The following is a 15,913-nucleotide window of genomic DNA, read 5'->3' on the forward strand; positions in this document are numbered from 1 at the left end:
GGTAATGCTCGCGGCGACGACGGACCTGCTGCGGTTGATCGCGGTGCCGGCGCTCGGGTGGGCGGCCTGGCGCGACGTGCGTACCCGTCGCCTCCCGAACTGGCTCTGGTATCCGTTGCTCGTGGTCGGCCTCCTGACGCTCGCGTGGGACGCGCTCGGCCACCTCCCGGTCGCGGGCGTCGACGACCGCCTCTTTCTGGTCCGGGTGGGGATCAGCCTCCTCGTCGTCGTCCCCCTCGCCTACGGTCTCTGGTGGATCGGGGGGTTCGGCGGCGCCGACGCCAAGGCGATGATGACCCTCGCCGTCCTCTTTCCGACATACCCGGTCTTCTACCTCGCCAGCGGCGCTTACCCCGCGGTGGTCACGGACGTCGGCGTCTTCTCGATGACGATCCTGACGAACGCGGTGCTGGTCGGCCTGGCCTACCCCGTCTACCTCGGCGTCCGCAACGGCCTGCGGGGCGACCGGGGGACCGTCATGTTCCTCGGCCGCCGGACCGAGGTGTCCGCGCTCCCGGCGGAGCACGGCCGCCTGTTCGAGACGACCGAGGGGTTCACGCGGGGAGGGCTCGACCTCGACGCGCTGCGGATGTACCTTCGGTGGCGGGGCACCACGCTGGACGCGCTCCGGGCGGCGCCGGCAGCCCACCGCGACCCCGAACGCGTCGGGGAGACGTTCGAGCCGACGGACGGGGCGGTCGACGCCGATGTGACAGCCGCCGAGCGACCGACGTCGGCGGGGAGCACGGGCGAGGGCGACACCGCTCCGGACGCCGACCATGACGACCCGTGGGCGGCCGAGCGCTTCCTCGACGAGATAGAGGGGAGCGCCTACGGGACGACCCCCGAGACGCTCCGGGAGGGGTTGCGGGTGGTGACGACCCGCGACTCGGTGTGGATCTCGCCCGGCGTCCCCTTCATCGTCCCGCTCTTTCTGGGGCTCTGTCTCGCCCTGACCTACGGTGACGTCCTCTTCGGCCTGCTCGGCGCCCTCGGCGTCGTGTGACGACACAAGACCTATCGGGGGGAGGCACCCAGGGACGGGCATGACCGCCGACGCCGACGCCGACGTCGACGTGGACGTTGATTTCGGAGCCGACGGCCTCGTCCCGGCCGTCGCACAGGACGCCGACTCGGGCGAGGTGTTGATGCTCGCGTACGTCTCGCCGACGGCGCTCGAACGCACCCGCGAGACGGGACGGGCACACTACTACTCCCGGAGCCGGGACGAACTCTGGGAGAAGGGAGTGACCAGCGGGCACGTCCAGCGCGTCGAGGAGGTGCGGGTCGACTGTGACGCCGACGCCCTGCTCTATCTGGTCGACCAGGAGGGTGGCGCCTGTCACACCGGCCACCGCTCCTGTTTCCACCGGACCGTCGAGGGCGAGACGGTCGGCGAGCGGGTCTTCGACCCCGACGACGTCTACGACGACGGATGAGCGGGGAGGGCGCGGACGAGGGCGAGGACGCGGCCGCCACCCTGCGGGCGGCCCGAGCGAAACTCGACGACGCCCGGGCGGCCGTCGCGGACCACGGCGAGGAGCGACTCCGGACGGTCCGGGAGGCCCACCGCGAGGCGACGGGGCTGCTCGACCGGTACGAGGGTCGGGCGACCGGCACCGGCGACTTCGCGGCGTTCGTCGAGTTCCAGGAGGCGTTCGTCCAGTTGACCGAAGGGCTCGACGACGACCTGCCGGCGCGGTCGGCCTTCGAGGCGGCGAACGACCTGCTCGACCAGCGGCGCCTGGGCGAGGACGACTTCGAGCGGGCACGGGCGGAGCTGGCGCCCGCAGCAGAGCTCGCCGGCCTGCTCGAAGCGCGGGAGGAGGCCCGGGCGGACTTCGAGGCGGCCCGCCGGGACGCTCGGCGACGCCTCCGTGATCTGGGGGAGCGGATCGACTCGCTGGAGCGCCTGCGGCGGTTGGGCGAGGCTGACCTCGACGCGCCGGTCGAGCGCCTGCGCGACCCGGTCGAGGAGTACAACGACGCGGTACGCGGGGCCTGGGCCGAGTTCCGGCGCGAGGCGAGCGCCCGCGAGGTGTTCAGCGTCGTCGAGGCGAGCCGGGCCTACCCGCTCGCGGCTCTCCCCGAAACGCCGCCGGACCTTCGATCGTACGTGATGGAGGCGCCCGCGGGCGAGGAGTCCATCCCGACGCTCCTGGAGTACGCGGACTACTCGAACTCGAAGCTCTCACACTACGTCGAGGACCCCGCGGCCCTGCGGACGCGGGTCGGCACCCACCGGACCTACCTCGAACGCCTCGACGCCGACCCGCTGACGGTGTCGTGGCCGCCGCCGGACGCCGAGTCACTGCGGTACCGGGCGTCGGAACTCGTCTCGGTCGTCGCCCGCTTCGCCCCCGAGTCGGTCGTCGCCGCGGCGCGACGCCTCCGTGACCTGCCCGGCCGGATCGACTACGACCGCCTCCGTGAGTCGGCGCTCGCCCGCGACGAACTGGACGAACGGGAGCGCGAGCGGCTGGAACAGGGGGCCGTCGAGGAGGAGTTGACGGCCGCCCGCGAGGAACGCGACCGGATCGAGGCGGCGCTCGCGGAGACCGAGACGGACGGCTAGCGCGCCGCGTCGAGGTGGCGACGCAGGTCGGTCGCGAGCGCCGCCGCCCGGTCGGCGTCGCCGGCCTCGGCGTAGATGCGGACCTTCGGTTCGGTGCCGCTGGGGCGGACGAGCACCCACGCGTCGCCGTAGTCGAGGCGGTAGCCGTCGGTCGTCTCGAGGGCGGCGTCGGCCTCGCGGGCGTACGCCTCGGCGGCGTCGAGCAGGGTGGCCCGCTCGGCGGCGTCGTCGTAGGTGAGGTCCTCGCGGACGAAGTGATAGTCGGTGAAGGGGGCGACGACGTCGCTCGCCGGCGCGTCGGCGTCGGCCAGCAGTTCGAGGAACTTCGCGGCGACGTAGGCGCCGTCGCGGGTGAGGCGATACTCCGGGTAGAAGACGCCGCCGTTGCCCTCGCCGGCGATGGGGACGCGGTCGCCCGCGCGGCGGCGCTCGCGAACCCGCGTGACGATGTGCGTCGAGCCGATGGGCGTCACGTCGAGTTCGGCGTCGGCGTCGGCCACGGCGTCGACGAGTCGCTGGGAGACGTTGACCGCGGAGACGACCACGTCGCCGGCGGTGAGTTCCGCGGCCGCGAGCGCCGCGAGCGAGGTGTCGCCGTCGACGAAGGTACCCGTCTCGTCGACGAAGACGGCACGGTCGGCGTCGCCGTCGTGAGCGATCCCCACGTCCGCGTCGGTCGTGCGGACGAGTCGCCGGAGAGCGGCCAGGTTCTCGGCGACGGGTTCGGAGTCGCGTCCGGGGAAGTGGCCGTCCGGGTCGGCGTTGACGGTGCGAACGGCACAGCCGAGTTCGCGGAGGAGGGCCGGCGAGACCAGCGATCCGGCGCCGTGACCGGGGTCGAGGGCGACGGTGAGGTCCGCGGCCGCGATGGCCTCGCGGTCGGCGTGTGCAAGCAGGTCCGCGCGGTAGTCGTCGTTCACGCCGTCGATCCGTCGGGCCTCCCCCACGCCGTCCCACGACGCGAGGACGGCGTCGTCGGCGTCGACGCGGGTCTCGACGGCGTCGTAGCCGTCGACGGAGAGTTCCGTGCCGTCGGCGCCGAGGAGTTTGATGCCGTTGTACGCCGGCGGGTTGTGTGAGGCGGTGAGGTGGACGGCGGGGACGCCCTCGCGGGCGCAGTAGTAGGCGACCCCCGGCGTGGGAACGACCCCCAGTCGGTCGACGTCGGCGCCGGCGGCCGCGAGGGTGCCGGCAGCCACGTCCGCGAGCGGTCCCCCGGAGAGGCGGGTATCGCGAGCGACGGCGACGCGGTCGGCGTCCCAGACGGTGGCCACGGCGCTCGCGACACGCCTGACGAGGTCGGGTGTGAACTCCTCGCCGACCACACCGCGCGTGCCGCTGGAGCCGAACAGTTGCATTCGGGATGAGGTGGACGCCCGGTCCACAAATCCGTTGCGACCGCTGGGCGACGGCCGGCGCCGTCCGCCCCGCCGACCGGTCGGCATTTACGCCGCCGCCACGTCCGGTGGCGACATGACGCTGTTCCCGGAGTTCGAGGTGATCCCGGCGGTGGACATGCAGGACGGCGAGGTGGTGCAGCTGGTCCAGGGGGAGCGCGGCACCGAAAAGCGGTACGGCGACCCCGTCGAGGCGGCACGGCGGTGGGTCGACGCCGGCGCACGCACGCTCCACCTCGTCGACCTCGACGGCGCGTTCGAGGGCGAGCGGGCGAACGCGGCGGCGGTCGAAGCGGTCGTCGACGCGGTGGACGTGCCGATCCAGCTGGGGGGCGGCATCCGCACCGTCGGGGACGCGACCGACCTGCTCGACCGGGGCGTGGATCGCGTGATCCTCGGGACGGCGGCCGTCGAGCGCCCGGGGATCGTCGCCGAAATCGACGAGGAGCGGCCGGGGAGCGTGGTGGTGAGCCTCGACGCGAAGGGCGACGAGGTGGTCGTCTCGGGGTGGACCGAAGGGACGGGACTCGATCCGGTCGAGGCCGCGGGACGGTACGAGGAGCTGGGCGCGGGCGCCATCCTCTACACCGACGTGGACGTCGAGGGGAAGCTGTCGGGGGTGCGCACGGAGCGGATCGAGCGGCTGGCCGACGCGGTGGGGATCCCGGTGATCGCCAGCGGCGGCGTCGCCACCCTCGACGACGTGCGGGCGTGTCGCGAGGCGGGCGCCGCGGCGGTCGTCGTCGGCACCGCGCTCTACGAGGGCGCGTTCACGCTCGCCGAGGCGATGGACGCGTAGGCCCAAAACCGACTTAGGCACGCCCCGAGAGGGGCGTGTATGGACCGCACCGCCGCTCGGACCCGTGAAACCACCGAGACGACGATCGAGGTGACACTCGACGTGGACGGCGACGGGGACGCCCGCGTCGACACCGGCATCGGCTTCTTCGATCACATGCTCGAATCGTTCGCCAAACACGGGCTGTTCGACCTCACCGTCGACTGCGACGGCGACCTGGAGATCGACGACCACCACACCGTCGAGGACGTCGCCCTCGTCCTCGGCGCGGCGTTCGAGGAGGCACTCGACGACAAACGGGGGATCCGCCGCTTCGCCGACCGGCGCGTCCCGCTGGACGAGGCGGTGGCGAGCGTCGTCGTCGACGTGAGCGGCCGCCCCCTCTTTCGCTTCGACGGCGAGTTCTCCGAGGAGCGGGTCGGCGAGTTCACGAGCGTCATGGCGCGTCACTTCGCGCGCTCGCTCTCGACCGCGGCCGGCCTCACCTGTCACGTCGAGGTGACGGGCGAGAACGCCCACCACGAAGTCGAGGCGCTGTTCAAGGCGCTCGCGCGCACGCTCGACGACGCGACCCGGATCGACGAGCGCCGGTCGGACACGCCGAGCACGAAAGGCGAGCTGTAAGTCGATACGACCGCTGTCGTACTCTCTTTCGACGTCCGTCGTTAGTTATTTGTCGGCGGGCGGAGAGGCCTCGCGTATGCAGGCGCTGGAGACCCTCGACAGCGACACATCGAAACTCGTCGTGTTGTACCTGCAACGCGTCGGCGACGCCACACCCGATCGGATCGCGGATCGACTGCGGCTCCCGCTGATGACCGTGTTGGCGACGGTCAGGTATCTGGACGAGGAGGGACTGGTCCGCCGGTTGGCGGGGTCGGATCGGATCGTCCTGACCGACGGACGGCGGGGGTTGTCGAGGCCGGGGCCGACGGGTAGCGATCGCGAGAGGGGGATCCGTCCGGGGCGCGAATCAGTCGAATAACGCCGTCGGACGGGGAGCGTCGTTCTGCTTGTTCAGGATGTGTTCCGGTTTGTCCACCTCGGCGTACTCGCGCTCGATCTCCTCCTCCTCGTCGACGTACAGGTTGTGTGTCTCCAGGAACTCCCGGCCGGTGTCGGAGAGGGTGTAAAAGACGAACGGGAAATCACGGGTTCGCTCGTCCTCGGGGGCCTCCACCTTCCGGACGAGACCGTATTCGATCAGCTTGTTCAGGTGTTCCCTGAGCGTGGCGCTACTCAACCCGGGGTTCATGAAGTCGATCTCGTCGAACGAGGGGCTCTTGTAGGGGTGACCGAGGATATCCTGGATGATTCGCCCTCGCGTCCGCTGTGTGACCTCGTGAACCAACTCCTCGTTGCCGGCGTCGTCCGGCGTCCGCCCTTCCGTGATCATGGCTATACCTCCCCGTTGAGAGCTACGGACATAAAGTTAACTAGGCCGTAACCTACTTGGTCGACTCCGGGGAGGTTCTTTTCGGGTCGGTTCCTGCCAACAGAAATGTTGAATATGAATCACTAACGAGACAGTCGTATCCGTGAAACCGGCACGCCGTGGGAGGACCCGAGAGTGAGTCCAGGGGACTGGGAACGAAGGAAGGACCGGCGGACGGACCGGAACCACCCGGACGGATCGGATGGGGACTGATTCGCCGGCCGTCCGCCGATGAATTCGGACGATCCGCCCGAGTCGAACGACGAGATAGTCGAGTCACTCGACCAGTTGAGTGGCTCGATCGACGCCAACGAGGATCGGATTTCGGAGTTGGCCCAGCGAGTGGACGAACTGGACGAACGTCAGCGGGATCTGCTCAAGAAGACCTCCGATCTGATGCAGCAGTACTCGGAGATACAGTCACAGTTCAGCGCGCTCGAAACGGTGAAGGCACAGGACGAACGGACCCGTCAGGAACGCGAACAGGCGGAGAAAGTGCGGATCGATATGGGCGGACTCCCAAGCGTAACCGTCCCGACCGAGGGTGTCGTCTCCCTTCTCCTCATCGTACTGATGCTTATGATCGTGCTGGTCATCGTGGGGATGTTGATGATACCCGACACGGTCGGTGAGTTGCTCCGGGCGTACCTCCTTTGATCAGCGGGGGACCAGCCGGCCACGACCGTCGGTTCGGACGTAGCTACTCGATCACGTCGCCGTTCACGAGGTAGTCGGGTACCTCGCCGGCGAGCGTCTGCCGGACGTTCCGGGCGGCCTTCTCCCGCAGTTCGCGGACGCTCTCGGCGGAGTTGTAGGCGGCGTGGGGCGTGAGGATCACGTCCTCCGGATCCAGCAGCGGCGAGTCCGACGGCGGCGGTTCCTCCGCGAGCGTGTCGAGGCCGGCGCCCGCGATGGCCCCCCGCTCGACGGCGTCGGCGAGGGCGTCCTCGTCGACGATGCCGCCGCGAGCGGCGTTGACGAGGAACGCGGATTCCTTCATCGCGTCGAGTTCGGCGGCGCCGATCATCCCCTCCGTCTCCGGGGTGAGCGGCGCGTGGATGGAGACGGCGTCCGACGCCGCGAGCAGGGTCGACAGGTCCTCGACCAGGGTCACGCCGTCGCCGACGTCCGCCGGATCGACGTAGGGGTCGTGGGCGATCACCTCCATGCCGAACGCGCGGGCCTTCTCGGCGACCGCCCGGGCGATGTCGCCGTAGGCGACGAGGCCGAGCGTCCGGCCGTCGAGGCGGTGCATCGGTCGGCCGGCGTGTTCGTCCCACTCCCCGCGGGCCGCCCGGGCGTCGAAGGCGACGACCTTCCGTGCCAGGGCGAGCAGGAGGGCGAAGGTGTGCGTCGACACCTCGGGGATGCAGTAGTCGGGGACGTTCGTCACGTAGACGCCGCGCTCGGTCGCGGCGTCGATGTCGACGTTGTCGACGCCGATGCCGGTCCGGGAGACGACCCGGCAGTCGGGCATCGCATCGAGCAGGGCGGCGTCGACGTCGGCGTACATGGCGATGACGGCGTCGGCGTCCGCGACGAGGTCGGGAAGGGGCTCGTCGCTCGCCTCGCCGTCGATCAACTCGGCGTCGATTTCGTCCAGGATCCGGCGTTCGACGTCGAGGTCGTCGAAGGTGTGGTCGGTGAAGACGACGGTGTGGGACATGGGGAGGGGTGGCGGGGGGAGTGTAGTAAGCGTTTGGACGGAAGTCGATGGGGGTGACCGACACGCGGCTGGCGGCGACGGACCGGGTCGATGGCCGCAGGTATATCAACCGTCCCGGACAAGTCGTCGGACGAATGTTCGACGAGATCATGGAGAAGTTCGAGGGGAGTCCGAGCCAGCAGGAGGTGATCCGACTCCTGCTCGAACGGGGCTTCTCCGTCAACGACGAGGGACGGGTCGTCTCCGGCGGCATCGAGATCCCCAACACGGGGATCGCTCGCGAGATCGGCGTCGATCGGCGGGTGGTCGACTCGACGACCGACGCCATCCTCGACGATCCGGAGCTCCGCCGCATCTTCCAGAACATCACGGCCATCCCCAGCCTGATGGATCTGGCGCCGGTGCTCGACCTCTCGGTGCTGACGGTCTGGGTCGACGACGAGACCGAATCGGGCATCGTCGCCGACGTGACGACGGCCATCGCCGACCGGGATATCTCCATCCGGCAGGTCATCAGCGAGGATCCCGAGTTCGTCGACGACGCGAAACTGTACGTCATCACCGACGCCACCCTTCCGGGCGATCTCCTGGTCGAGATCCGCGAACTGCCGTACGTCCGCCGGGTCGAGTTCTGATGGCCGAGACCTACCGCACGGTGGCCGAGCGGGCGGAGTCCGAGTTCGAGGTGAAGGGATCGGAGTTCCTCGGCCACGTCGCACCCGCCGAGTCGGTCGACGAGGCCGAGGCGTTCGTCGACGAGGTGCGGGCGGCGTACGACGACGCCACCCACAACGTGCCGGCCTACCGCGTGCCCGCCCCGGGCGGGGAGATGCTCCGGGAGTGGGCGAGCGACGACGGCGAGCCGACGGGGTCGGCGGGCAAACCCGCTCTGAACGTCCTCGTCCAGCGCGACCTGCGAAACGTCGTCGCGGTGGTGACCCGCTACTACGGCGGCGTCAACCTCGGCGTCGGGGGGCTGGCCCGGGCGTACGCCCGCGGCGTGAGCGACGCCGTCGACGCCGCCGGCGTGGTCGAGGAGCGACCCCACGAGCGCGTGTCGGCCGTCGTCGACTACGACGACTCGGGAACCGTCCGCGGAATCCTCGAGAGCGAGGGCGTCGACTTCGAGGCGAGTTACGAGGAGCGGGTGGCCTTCGAGGTGCGCGTGCCCGTCGCCGAGGCCGACGGCCTCCGGGACCGCCTCCGGTCCGCGACGGGCGGCCGTGTCGAACTAGAGTGATCCGGAGCCCTCCGGAGGAATACGGAGCGCTCGGGGGGTCCGCTTCGGTGGAGAATTCTCCGCGCTCGTCGGTTCGTCGTCGGGCGATTTTCGACGTGAAGCGAGGGGGTTGGACGCGCCGCCCGTCTCAGGTCGTCCGGAAGGCGCGGTCGCCGGCGTCGCCGAGGCCGGGGACGATGAAGCCGTTCTCGTCGAGGTGGTCGTCGATGGCGACGGTCAGCAGGTCCGCCTCGGGGACGGCCTCGGAGACGCGGAGCAGGCCGTCCGGGGCGCTGACCGCCGAGAGGACGAAGAGGTTCTCGGGGGCCGCCTGTCCCTCGAGGACGTAGTCGAGGACGGCCGACATCGTCGATCCGGTGGCGAGCATCGGGTCGGCGACGATGACGGTGTCGTCCTCGCTGATCTCGGGGAGTTTGACGTAGTCGACCGTGATGGGGAACTCGCCGTCCTCGTTCATCCCGGCCTCCTCGTCGCGGCCGGCGCTGATGACGCCCTGCTTGGCGCGCGGGAAGGCCTTCAACAGCCCCTCGACGAACGGCGTGGCCGCCCGCAGGACGTTGATGATGACCACGTCGTCGAGTCCCTTCACGCGCTCGCCGGTCGTCTCGGCGAGCGGCGTCTCGATGGAGACGTACTCCGTCTCCATCGCGCCGTCGATGATCTCGTAGCCACAGATGCGCCCGAGTTTCACGAGTCCCTTCCGGAAGGCGACCTGCTCGGTGTCGGCGTCGCGGATCTTCGAGAGCGTGTCCTTCGCGAGTGCGTGCGTGATGAGGTACGCGTCGTCGCGGTCTTCGATGGTCATCGTCGGGGAACCGGCCGCAGCGGACTTAAAACGCCTGACTCACCGCTGCGTGATCAGGTAGGTCACGCCGACGAGGACGGCCGCCAGGGTGGCGACGTTGACGGCGCCGTAGGCGACGATGTCGATGGCCGAGAGCCCCCAGACGACGACCCACGCGAACAGCGAGGACAGCACCAGGTTCAGCGCGAGGATCACCCGGGGGTCGCCCTCGGCGTCGGCCACCGCGTCGTCGAACCCCTCGGCGTCGTCGGCCATGCGTGTGAGGCGGTCCGACCGCCACTTACCTCTTGTCCCTGGCGCCCCACCGACACCCATGGACCGTCGCCTCCGGAACCGGGACGGCCGGCCGGTCGACCCCATCCCGTTCGTCGTCGTCGCCGGGCTGGGCGCGATGCTCGCGCTCTCGGTCGGCCCGCTCTACGGGCTGGCGTACGGCCTCTCGCTCCGGACGTCGCTCGCGGCGTCGGCGGTCGTCACCGTCGCGATCGGCGGCGGCGCGTACCACGAGTTCGTCCGCCGGGGGACGCCCGCGGCCGTCGACGTCCGTCGGGCCGACGCCGAGCGCCTGCGCTACCTCGCGCTGGCGCTCGGGGCGGTGCTCGTCACCCTGTCGCTCCCCCTGCTCTGATCGGTCGTCGCCGGGGGCGCCCCACGTGACGCTTATGTCTTCCCGTGCCCCGATCGGTACCGTGCACGACGTCGAACGCGACCGGTTCGTCGCCGCCAGTCCCCGCGAAATCGAGCGACGGCTCTCCCCGCGGGCGCTGCTGGCGTGGGAGGGGAGCTTCGAGGCGACGACCGTGACCGAGGACGGGGACGCGACGCTCGTCACCGCCACGGGACCGGGGATATCCTTCCGGCTCCGGTTCGAAGAACTGGCGGACGGCTACCGGTACGAACAGGTCGGCGACGGCCCCTTCGAGCGGATGGAGACGCGGGTGACGGTGACGGCCGAGGACGAGGGGTCGCGGGTCCGGGCCCGGTCGCGGGTGTCGCTCGCCCTGCCCGTGCCCCTGGCCGACCGCCTCGGGGCCTGGAAGCGGGGCGGCGAACTCGACCGACTGCTCGACGGGCTGGAGGGGGCGGTCTGATACTGTTTATCGTAAGTCATTACCGGTGGTTCGCCGGAACGTCTCGGCGAACCACCGGTAACCAGTTACAATAATCCGTATGAGGCCGGCCGTGTGGTCGTGTGCCGGCCCCGCACGAACGACGTGGATTTAGCCCGGAGGACGGGGTGACGTCGAGTATGGGACTCATCGACACGGTCTCGGCGGTGCTCTCGGCCTCGACGAACCGCGCGCCCGACGACGCCGGCGACGACGGCTCGGCCGGCGCGTTCTGGTGTGACGACTGCGGCGTCCGCGTCCGCGACGTCGACGTCGACGACGAGGGGCTCGACCGGGCGGCGGAGGGGACACCGCAGTGTCCCGACTGCGGCGACCCGATGCGGTTCGAGCGGGCGGCCGGCTCCGGGTGTGCCTGCTGATCAGGGCTCGCGGAGGACCGCCGTCTCGCCGTCCGTCGTCGGGAAGGGCTCGGTGGCGTCGACGGCGGCCTCGCCCGCCGGGCCGTCGCCCCACTCCTCGTCGGTGACGAGCGCGTCGTCGAGCCGGTCGCGGAGGGCCGACTCGTCGACGTCGGTGCCGATGACGACGAACTCGGTCCGGCGGTCGCCGTACGTCTCGTGCCAGTCGAGGTCCGGCCGGTTCGCGCGGTAGGTCTTGCGGTCGATTTCGGGGAGCGACGCGATCCACGGCCCCCGGGCGGTGACCCGGACCGACGCCCCCGCCTGCCCCACGGACTGTCTGTACTCGTTGCCGGCGACCCATATCGTTCCCTTCGAGCGGACGACAGTGGGCGGGAGATCGCGGAGGACGGACGCGATCCGCTCGGGGTGGAACGGGCGGCGGCGGCGGTACGTAACGGAGGAGACGCCGTACACCTCGTCCGGGTGGGCGTGGTGGTGGTCGCCGCCGTGGTCCGCCTCGATGGCCCGCTTCCAGCCGGGGAGGTCGGCGAGGGCGTCGACGTCGACGCCGCCGGCGTCGAGGAGGCGAGCGGGGTCGACCGCGGAGAACTCCGTGCGGAGCGTCTCGACGCCGGGACGGAGGCCGGCGACCAGCGACTCGGCCCGGTCGAGTTCCGCGTCGGTACACAGGTCGGCCTTGTTGAGCACGACGAGCGTCGACACCTCGACCTGTTCGACGAGGAGGTCCGAAAGCGGGCGGTCGTCGGCGGTCCCGCGGCGTTCGGGCACGCCGTCGCCGTCGAAGGTGTCGAGGAAGAGCCGCGTGTCGAGGACGGTCACGAGCGCGTTCACGCGGTAGCGGGCGGCGGCGGCGGAGTCGGTGGTGAACAGGCGCGCCACCGGCGCGGGTTCGGAGATGCCCGAGGACTCCACCACCAGCGCGTCGAAGTCGCGTTCGCGGGCGAGGCGGACGACCGCCGTCTCGAGGTCACCGCGGAGCTCACAGCAGATACAGCCGTTCGAGAGTTCGGCGACCGCCCCGCTCGGGGCCGACCCCTCCGCGAGGAGTTCGGCGTCGACGTTCACCTCGCCCATGTCGTTGACGAGGACGGCGACGTCGCGGTCGGCGTTCGCGAGCAGGTGGTTCAGCAGCGTCGTCTTGCCCGCGCCGAGGCTCCCGGACAGGACGGTCACCGGGATGCGGTCCGAGTCGGTCATGGGGGAACGTGGGGGCCGCGACGGCTTGAAGCCCGGCGTCTCGGCGGCGGCGCACACCCGGCACGGGGTTTATATCTCGGCGACGGTTGGATGAGAGACGATGACAGTCGCCGACCGCATCGCGGCCTACCGCGAGACCCTGCGGGAGTGGCTCCGGGGGCTGTACCACGGCATGATCTCCCATCCGGCGTACGAGAAAATCGAGAAGGAAGCCGAGGACAGCGAGGACGCGTTCCTGCTGGCCTGCTTCCCCGACGCGTTCGGCATCCCCTCGCCGGTCTCCTACTACACGGCCGAACTGCTCCCCTACCTCGAAGACGAGTTCGAGGCGTGGGAGCGTCGCCTGTGGGACCGGGACTCGTATCTCGAACGCAAGGGCCAGCAGTACCACTTCTGAGATGGAGCCGTTCGTCTTCTTCGGCGGCAAAGGCGGCGTCGGCAAGACGACCGTCTCCTGTGGGTACGCCCGGCGGTGTGCGACGGCGGGCGTGGAGACGTTGATCGTCTCGACCGATCCCGCCCACTCGGTGTCGGACGTGTTCGACCAGTCGTTCGACGACAGCCCGCAGTCGGTCGACGGAATCGAGGGACTGTCGGCGATGGAGATCGATCCGGAGACGGAGGTGGCGAACCACCTCGACGGCATCCGCCAACAGCTCTCCGAACAGGTGTCGGCGTCGATGGTCAACGAGATCAACCGACAGCTGGAGATGGCCCACCAGACGCCCGGCGCGTACGAAGCGGCGCTGTTCGACCGGTTCGTCGAGGTGATGCGCGGGAGCGAGGACTACGATCGGGTGGTGTTCGACACGGCACCCACGGGATCGACGCTCCGACTGCTCGGCCTGCCGGAGTTCCTGCGCGACTGGATCGATCGCCTGACCCACAAGCGCCGACAGAGCATCGACCTCTTCGAGAAGGCGGCGATCGGCAACAACGAGCCCCGGCGGGTGATGGCGGGCGATCCGGTCCTCGAACGGCTGGAGGAGCGCCGCGACTTCTTCGAGTTCGCGGGCGGCGCCCTCCGGAACGACGCCGCCTTCTTCCTCGTGCTCAACCCGGATCAGCTGTCGGTCAACGAGACCGGGCGATCGATCGAGGGGATGGCCGAGCGGGACCTGTCGGTCCGGGGACTGGTCGCGAACCGACTGACGCCGGCCCCGGACGACGACGAGGACGGGCGCGGCGCCCGCTACCTCCGGGACCGGATCGAGACGGAGCGCGAGCGCCTCGAACAGGTCCGCGAGCGGTTCGACCCGCCGCTGGTCGCGGAAATCGAATCCCGACCGCGGGAGATCCGGGGCGACCTGCTGGCCGCGGTGGCCGACGAACTCGACATCGACCCGAGCGCCGAGGCGCCGACGTTCGTCGGTCGTGGCGGCTGACCGGCACGTTCACACGGGACACCAACGCTTAAGTCGGACTTTCATTATCTTTGTTATCGGGCGACACATGACACAAGTAATCTGGATCGTACTCGCGGTGCTGGTGACGTTCACGCTCGGCTACGTCGGGTACTCGCGCTACCTCGCGCAGTTCGTGGGGCTCGAGGAGGACGCCGAGACGCCAGCACACAAGTACGAAGACGGACAGGAGTACGTACCGTCGAAGAAACCGGTGTTGTTGGGGCATCACTACTCGAGCATCGCCGGCGGTGCGCCGATCGTCGGTCCGATCACCGCGGGGGCCGTGTGGGGATGGCTGCCGGCGCTTTTGTGGATCGCCATCGGCAACCCCCTGATGGGTGCGGTCCACGACTTCGTCTCGCTGTCCGGCTCGCTCCGGCACGAGGGGAAGTCGATCGGCTACATCATCGGCCAGTACGTCGGCCGGAAGGGCAAGAACATGCTGCTGTGGTTCGCGTTCCTCACCATCATCCTGGTGGTGGCGGTGTTCGCCCTCGTGGTGGCCATCGTCTTCAACGCGTTCCCACAGGTGGCGACGGCGAGTTTCGTCTACGTGGTGCTCGCGCTCGTGTTCGGCGTCTACCTCTACCAGCTCGACGGCCCGTTCATCCCGGGGACGGTCCTGTTCGTCGCCGGCGTCTTCGGCGGCGTCTGGGTCGGGCTCCAGTACCCGTTCGCGCTGTTCCCGCTGGCGGAGGGCTCGCACCCCGCGGGCACGTTCGTGCTGCTCTCGGGGGCGGGGAGCTGGGTGCCCGCCGCGGGATCGCTCGGCGCCAACACCGCGGCGTGGATTCCGGTCGTACTGGTGTACGCCGGCATCGCCAGCGCGCTCCCGGTGTGGGTGTTGCTCCAGCCGCGTGACTACCTCTCGTCGTTCCTGCTGTACACGGGCGTCGGGGGCGCGCTGCTCGCCGTGATCGTCGGGACCATCTTCGGCACGAGCAGCCAGCCACTCACCATCGACTCCTCGATCGGCATGTACAACGGGTTCTGGGGGGTCGAGGGCGTCTTCCTCCCGCTGTTCCCGCTCCTCTTTATCACCATCGCCTGCGGGACGATCAGCGGCTTCCACTCGCTGGTCTCCTCGGGGACGACCGCGAAGCAACTCGACAAGGAGACCGACGCCCGCCTCATCGGCTACGGCGGGATGCTCGGCGAGGGCTTGCTCGCGGCCGTCGCGCTGTCGACGCTCGCGGTCGCGGGCTTCGCGGGCGACGCCGCCGCCGGCGGCATCGGGGGCGCGCTCCCCAACTTCGCCTCCGGCGGGGGGATCATCCTCACCAGCTTCGGCCTGCCCGAGACGCCCGCCAGCGTCTTCATGGCGCTCGTGCTGGTGAGCTTCCTCCTGACCTCGACGGACACCGCCGTCCGCCTCGGTCGGTACATGATGGAGGAGATCGTCGGAATGCCCGCGGGCCAGACCGCCACCGGGCTGGAGAGCGTCAGCCTCGGTAACCTCGCCCGCGGTCGCTACACCAACCCCGTCATCCAGACGCTGGCCGCCTACGCGCTCGTCGCGTCCGGCGAGTGGGTCGTGCTGTGGGGGCTGTTCGGCGGCGCCAACCAGCTGCTCGCCGCGCTCGCGCTCCTGACCGCGACCGTGTGGCTCGCCAACTGGGACGACTCCAAGCAGCTCATCTCCACCGGCGTCCCGATGGCCATCATGACGGTCATCACGGTCCTGGGGCTGCTGTGGCTGGCTATCTACGAGAACATCTACACGAACATCCTCCAGGGTGGGGCCGAGAGCACGTCGGCGCTGATCTCCAGTGCCGTCCAGGCCGCGCTGGCGTTCGTGCTCATCTACCTCGCGCTGTCGCTCGTCCGCATCGGCTACGCGAACATCCGGAGCGTCCGGGGCGAGGGCGGGGCGGCCGGCGCCCCGAGCGACGACTGACGCC

General features: G+C 70.0%; 21 protein-coding genes. 15 read left to right on the forward strand and 6 right to left on the reverse strand.

Translation table 11 applies throughout. The features are described from left to right. The first annotated feature begins 4 nt into the window (after window positions 1-4). Genes EI982_RS11960 through EI982_RS11970 form a run of 3 tightly spaced genes read left to right on the forward strand, consistent with a single transcriptional unit; the run spans window position 5 to window position 2,575 of the window. The gene (locus tag EI982_RS11960) at window positions 5-1,006 is read left to right on the forward strand and encodes an A24 family peptidase (RefSeq protein ID WP_157689914.1); all 1,002 of its coding nucleotides are present in this window, start codon (window positions 5-7) and stop codon (window positions 1,004-1,006) included. Window positions 1,007-1,046: 40 nt separating this feature from the next. Continuing rightward, on the forward strand, window positions 1,047-1,439 hold the full coding sequence (gene hisI / locus EI982_RS11965; protein WP_157689915.1) for a phosphoribosyl-AMP cyclohydrolase: 393 nt from the start codon (window positions 1,047-1,049) through the stop codon (window positions 1,437-1,439). Next, entirely contained in the window at window positions 1,436-2,575 is a 1,140-nt protein-coding gene (locus tag EI982_RS11970; protein WP_157689916.1) for a DUF7118 family protein, read from the forward strand. The genes hisI and EI982_RS11970 overlap by 4 nt, the downstream gene beginning before the upstream one ends. On the opposite strand, the gene glmM is transcribed toward EI982_RS11970, so the two are convergent. Then, window positions 2,572-3,933 carry a phosphoglucosamine mutase gene (gene glmM, locus EI982_RS11975; protein WP_157689917.1) on the reverse strand — a complete coding sequence of 454 codons (1,362 nt, stop codon included), beginning with the start codon at window positions 3,931-3,933 and terminating at the stop codon, window positions 2,572-2,574. The two genes, EI982_RS11970 and glmM, sit on opposite strands and share 4 nt — an antisense overlap. Before the next feature lie 121 nt (window positions 3,934-4,054). On the opposite strand from glmM, the gene hisA reads away from it, so the two are divergent. From hisA to EI982_RS11990, 3 genes are all read left to right on the forward strand, one after another. Continuing rightward, window positions 4,055-4,771: a 1-(5-phosphoribosyl)-5-[(5-phosphoribosylamino)methylideneamino]imidazole-4-carboxamide isomerase gene (gene hisA, locus EI982_RS11980; protein ID WP_157691176.1), complete on the forward strand. Its 717-nt coding sequence runs from the start codon at window positions 4,055-4,057 to the stop codon at window positions 4,769-4,771. Between the two features lie 39 nt (window positions 4,772-4,810). Continuing rightward, a complete protein-coding gene (gene hisB / locus EI982_RS11985) occupies window positions 4,811-5,395 on the forward strand; it encodes an imidazoleglycerol-phosphate dehydratase HisB (RefSeq protein WP_157689918.1) in 585 nt (194 codons plus the stop codon). Window positions 5,396-5,471: 76 nt separating this feature from the next. Then, the gene (locus EI982_RS11990) at window positions 5,472-5,756 is read left to right on the forward strand and encodes a hypothetical protein (protein ID WP_157689919.1); all 285 of its coding nucleotides are present in this window, start codon (window positions 5,472-5,474) and stop codon (window positions 5,754-5,756) included. Here the strand turns inward: EI982_RS11990 and EI982_RS11995 are convergent. Then, window positions 5,745-6,167 carry a PadR family transcriptional regulator gene (locus EI982_RS11995; protein WP_157689920.1) on the reverse strand — a complete coding sequence of 141 codons (423 nt, stop codon included), beginning with the start codon at window positions 6,165-6,167 and terminating at the stop codon, window positions 5,745-5,747. The genes EI982_RS11990 and EI982_RS11995 overlap by 12 nt on opposite strands. Window positions 6,168-6,437: 270 nt before the next feature. On the opposite strand from EI982_RS11995, the gene EI982_RS12000 reads away from it, so the two are divergent. Then, on the forward strand, window positions 6,438-6,863 hold the full coding sequence (locus EI982_RS12000) for a hypothetical protein (protein ID WP_157689921.1): 426 nt from the start codon (window positions 6,438-6,440) through the stop codon (window positions 6,861-6,863). A gap of 43 nt (window positions 6,864-6,906) precedes the next feature. Here EI982_RS12000 and EI982_RS12005 read toward each other — a convergent pair whose 3' ends face one another. Beyond that, entirely contained in the window at window positions 6,907-7,872 is a 966-nt protein-coding gene (locus EI982_RS12005; protein WP_157689922.1) for a C-terminal binding protein, read from the reverse strand. A 134-nt stretch (window positions 7,873-8,006) separates the two neighbouring features. Here EI982_RS12005 and EI982_RS12010 point away from each other — a divergent pair, with 134 nt between their 5' ends. Both EI982_RS12010 and EI982_RS12015 read left to right on the forward strand, forming a co-directional pair. Then, window positions 8,007-8,507: a TrpY family transcription regulator gene (locus EI982_RS12010; RefSeq protein ID WP_157689923.1), complete on the forward strand. Its 501-nt coding sequence runs from the start codon at window positions 8,007-8,009 to the stop codon at window positions 8,505-8,507. Further along, window positions 8,507-9,112: an IMPACT family protein gene (locus EI982_RS12015; protein ID WP_157689924.1), complete on the forward strand. Its 606-nt coding sequence runs from the start codon at window positions 8,507-8,509 to the stop codon at window positions 9,110-9,112. Before EI982_RS12010 ends, EI982_RS12015 begins: the two co-directional genes overlap by 1 nt. A gap of 127 nt (window positions 9,113-9,239) precedes the next feature. Here EI982_RS12015 and upp read toward each other — a convergent pair whose 3' ends face one another. Both upp and EI982_RS12025 read right to left on the reverse strand, forming a co-directional pair. Continuing rightward, window positions 9,240-9,917 (reverse strand): uracil phosphoribosyltransferase, encoded by a 678-nt coding sequence (gene upp / locus EI982_RS12020; protein ID WP_157689925.1) that lies wholly within the window; start codon window positions 9,915-9,917, stop codon window positions 9,240-9,242. Window positions 9,918-9,956: 39 nt separating this feature from the next. Continuing rightward, window positions 9,957-10,172 carry a DUF8107 family protein gene (locus tag EI982_RS12025; RefSeq protein ID WP_157689926.1) on the reverse strand — a complete coding sequence of 72 codons (216 nt, stop codon included), beginning with the start codon at window positions 10,170-10,172 and terminating at the stop codon, window positions 9,957-9,959. Window positions 10,173-10,230: 58 nt separating this feature from the next. On the opposite strand from EI982_RS12025, the gene EI982_RS12030 reads away from it, so the two are divergent. The 3 genes from EI982_RS12030 (at window position 10,231) to EI982_RS12040 (ending at window position 11,406) form a co-directional block, all read left to right on the forward strand. Continuing rightward, the gene (locus tag EI982_RS12030) at window positions 10,231-10,545 is read left to right on the forward strand and encodes a hypothetical protein (protein ID WP_157689927.1); all 315 of its coding nucleotides are present in this window, start codon (window positions 10,231-10,233) and stop codon (window positions 10,543-10,545) included. Between the two features lie 61 nt (window positions 10,546-10,606). Further along, window positions 10,607-11,008: an SRPBCC family protein gene (locus EI982_RS12035; protein ID WP_157689928.1), complete on the forward strand. Its 402-nt coding sequence runs from the start codon at window positions 10,607-10,609 to the stop codon at window positions 11,006-11,008. Window positions 11,009-11,166: 158 nt separating this feature from the next. Beyond that, window positions 11,167-11,406 carry a hypothetical protein gene (locus tag EI982_RS12040; RefSeq protein WP_157689929.1) on the forward strand — a complete coding sequence of 80 codons (240 nt, stop codon included), beginning with the start codon at window positions 11,167-11,169 and terminating at the stop codon, window positions 11,404-11,406. Here EI982_RS12040 and EI982_RS12045 read toward each other — a convergent pair whose 3' ends face one another. After that, complete coding sequence (locus EI982_RS12045; protein ID WP_157689930.1) at window positions 11,407-12,606, reverse strand: CobW family GTP-binding protein; 1,200 nt, start codon at window positions 12,604-12,606, stop codon at window positions 11,407-11,409. A gap of 100 nt (window positions 12,607-12,706) precedes the next feature. Here EI982_RS12045 and EI982_RS12050 point away from each other — a divergent pair, with 100 nt between their 5' ends. From EI982_RS12050 to EI982_RS12060, 3 genes are all read left to right on the forward strand, one after another. Further along, window positions 12,707-13,003, forward strand: a complete 297-nt coding sequence (locus EI982_RS12050) for a DUF7990 family protein (protein WP_157689931.1) — start codon at window positions 12,707-12,709, stop codon at window positions 13,001-13,003. A gap of 1 nt (window position 13,004) precedes the next feature. After that, window positions 13,005-13,991, forward strand: a complete 987-nt coding sequence (locus EI982_RS12055) for an ArsA family ATPase (RefSeq protein WP_157689932.1) — start codon at window positions 13,005-13,007, stop codon at window positions 13,989-13,991. Between the two features lie 67 nt (window positions 13,992-14,058). Further along, a complete protein-coding gene (locus EI982_RS12060) occupies window positions 14,059-15,909 on the forward strand; it encodes a carbon starvation CstA family protein (RefSeq protein WP_157689933.1) in 1,851 nt (616 codons plus the stop codon). Window positions 15,910-15,913: the final 4 nt, after the last annotated feature.

The organism is Haloplanus salinarum, from assembly GCF_009762275.1.
Taxonomy (GTDB): domain Archaea; phylum Halobacteriota; class Halobacteria; order Halobacteriales; family Haloferacaceae; genus Haloplanus; species Haloplanus salinarum.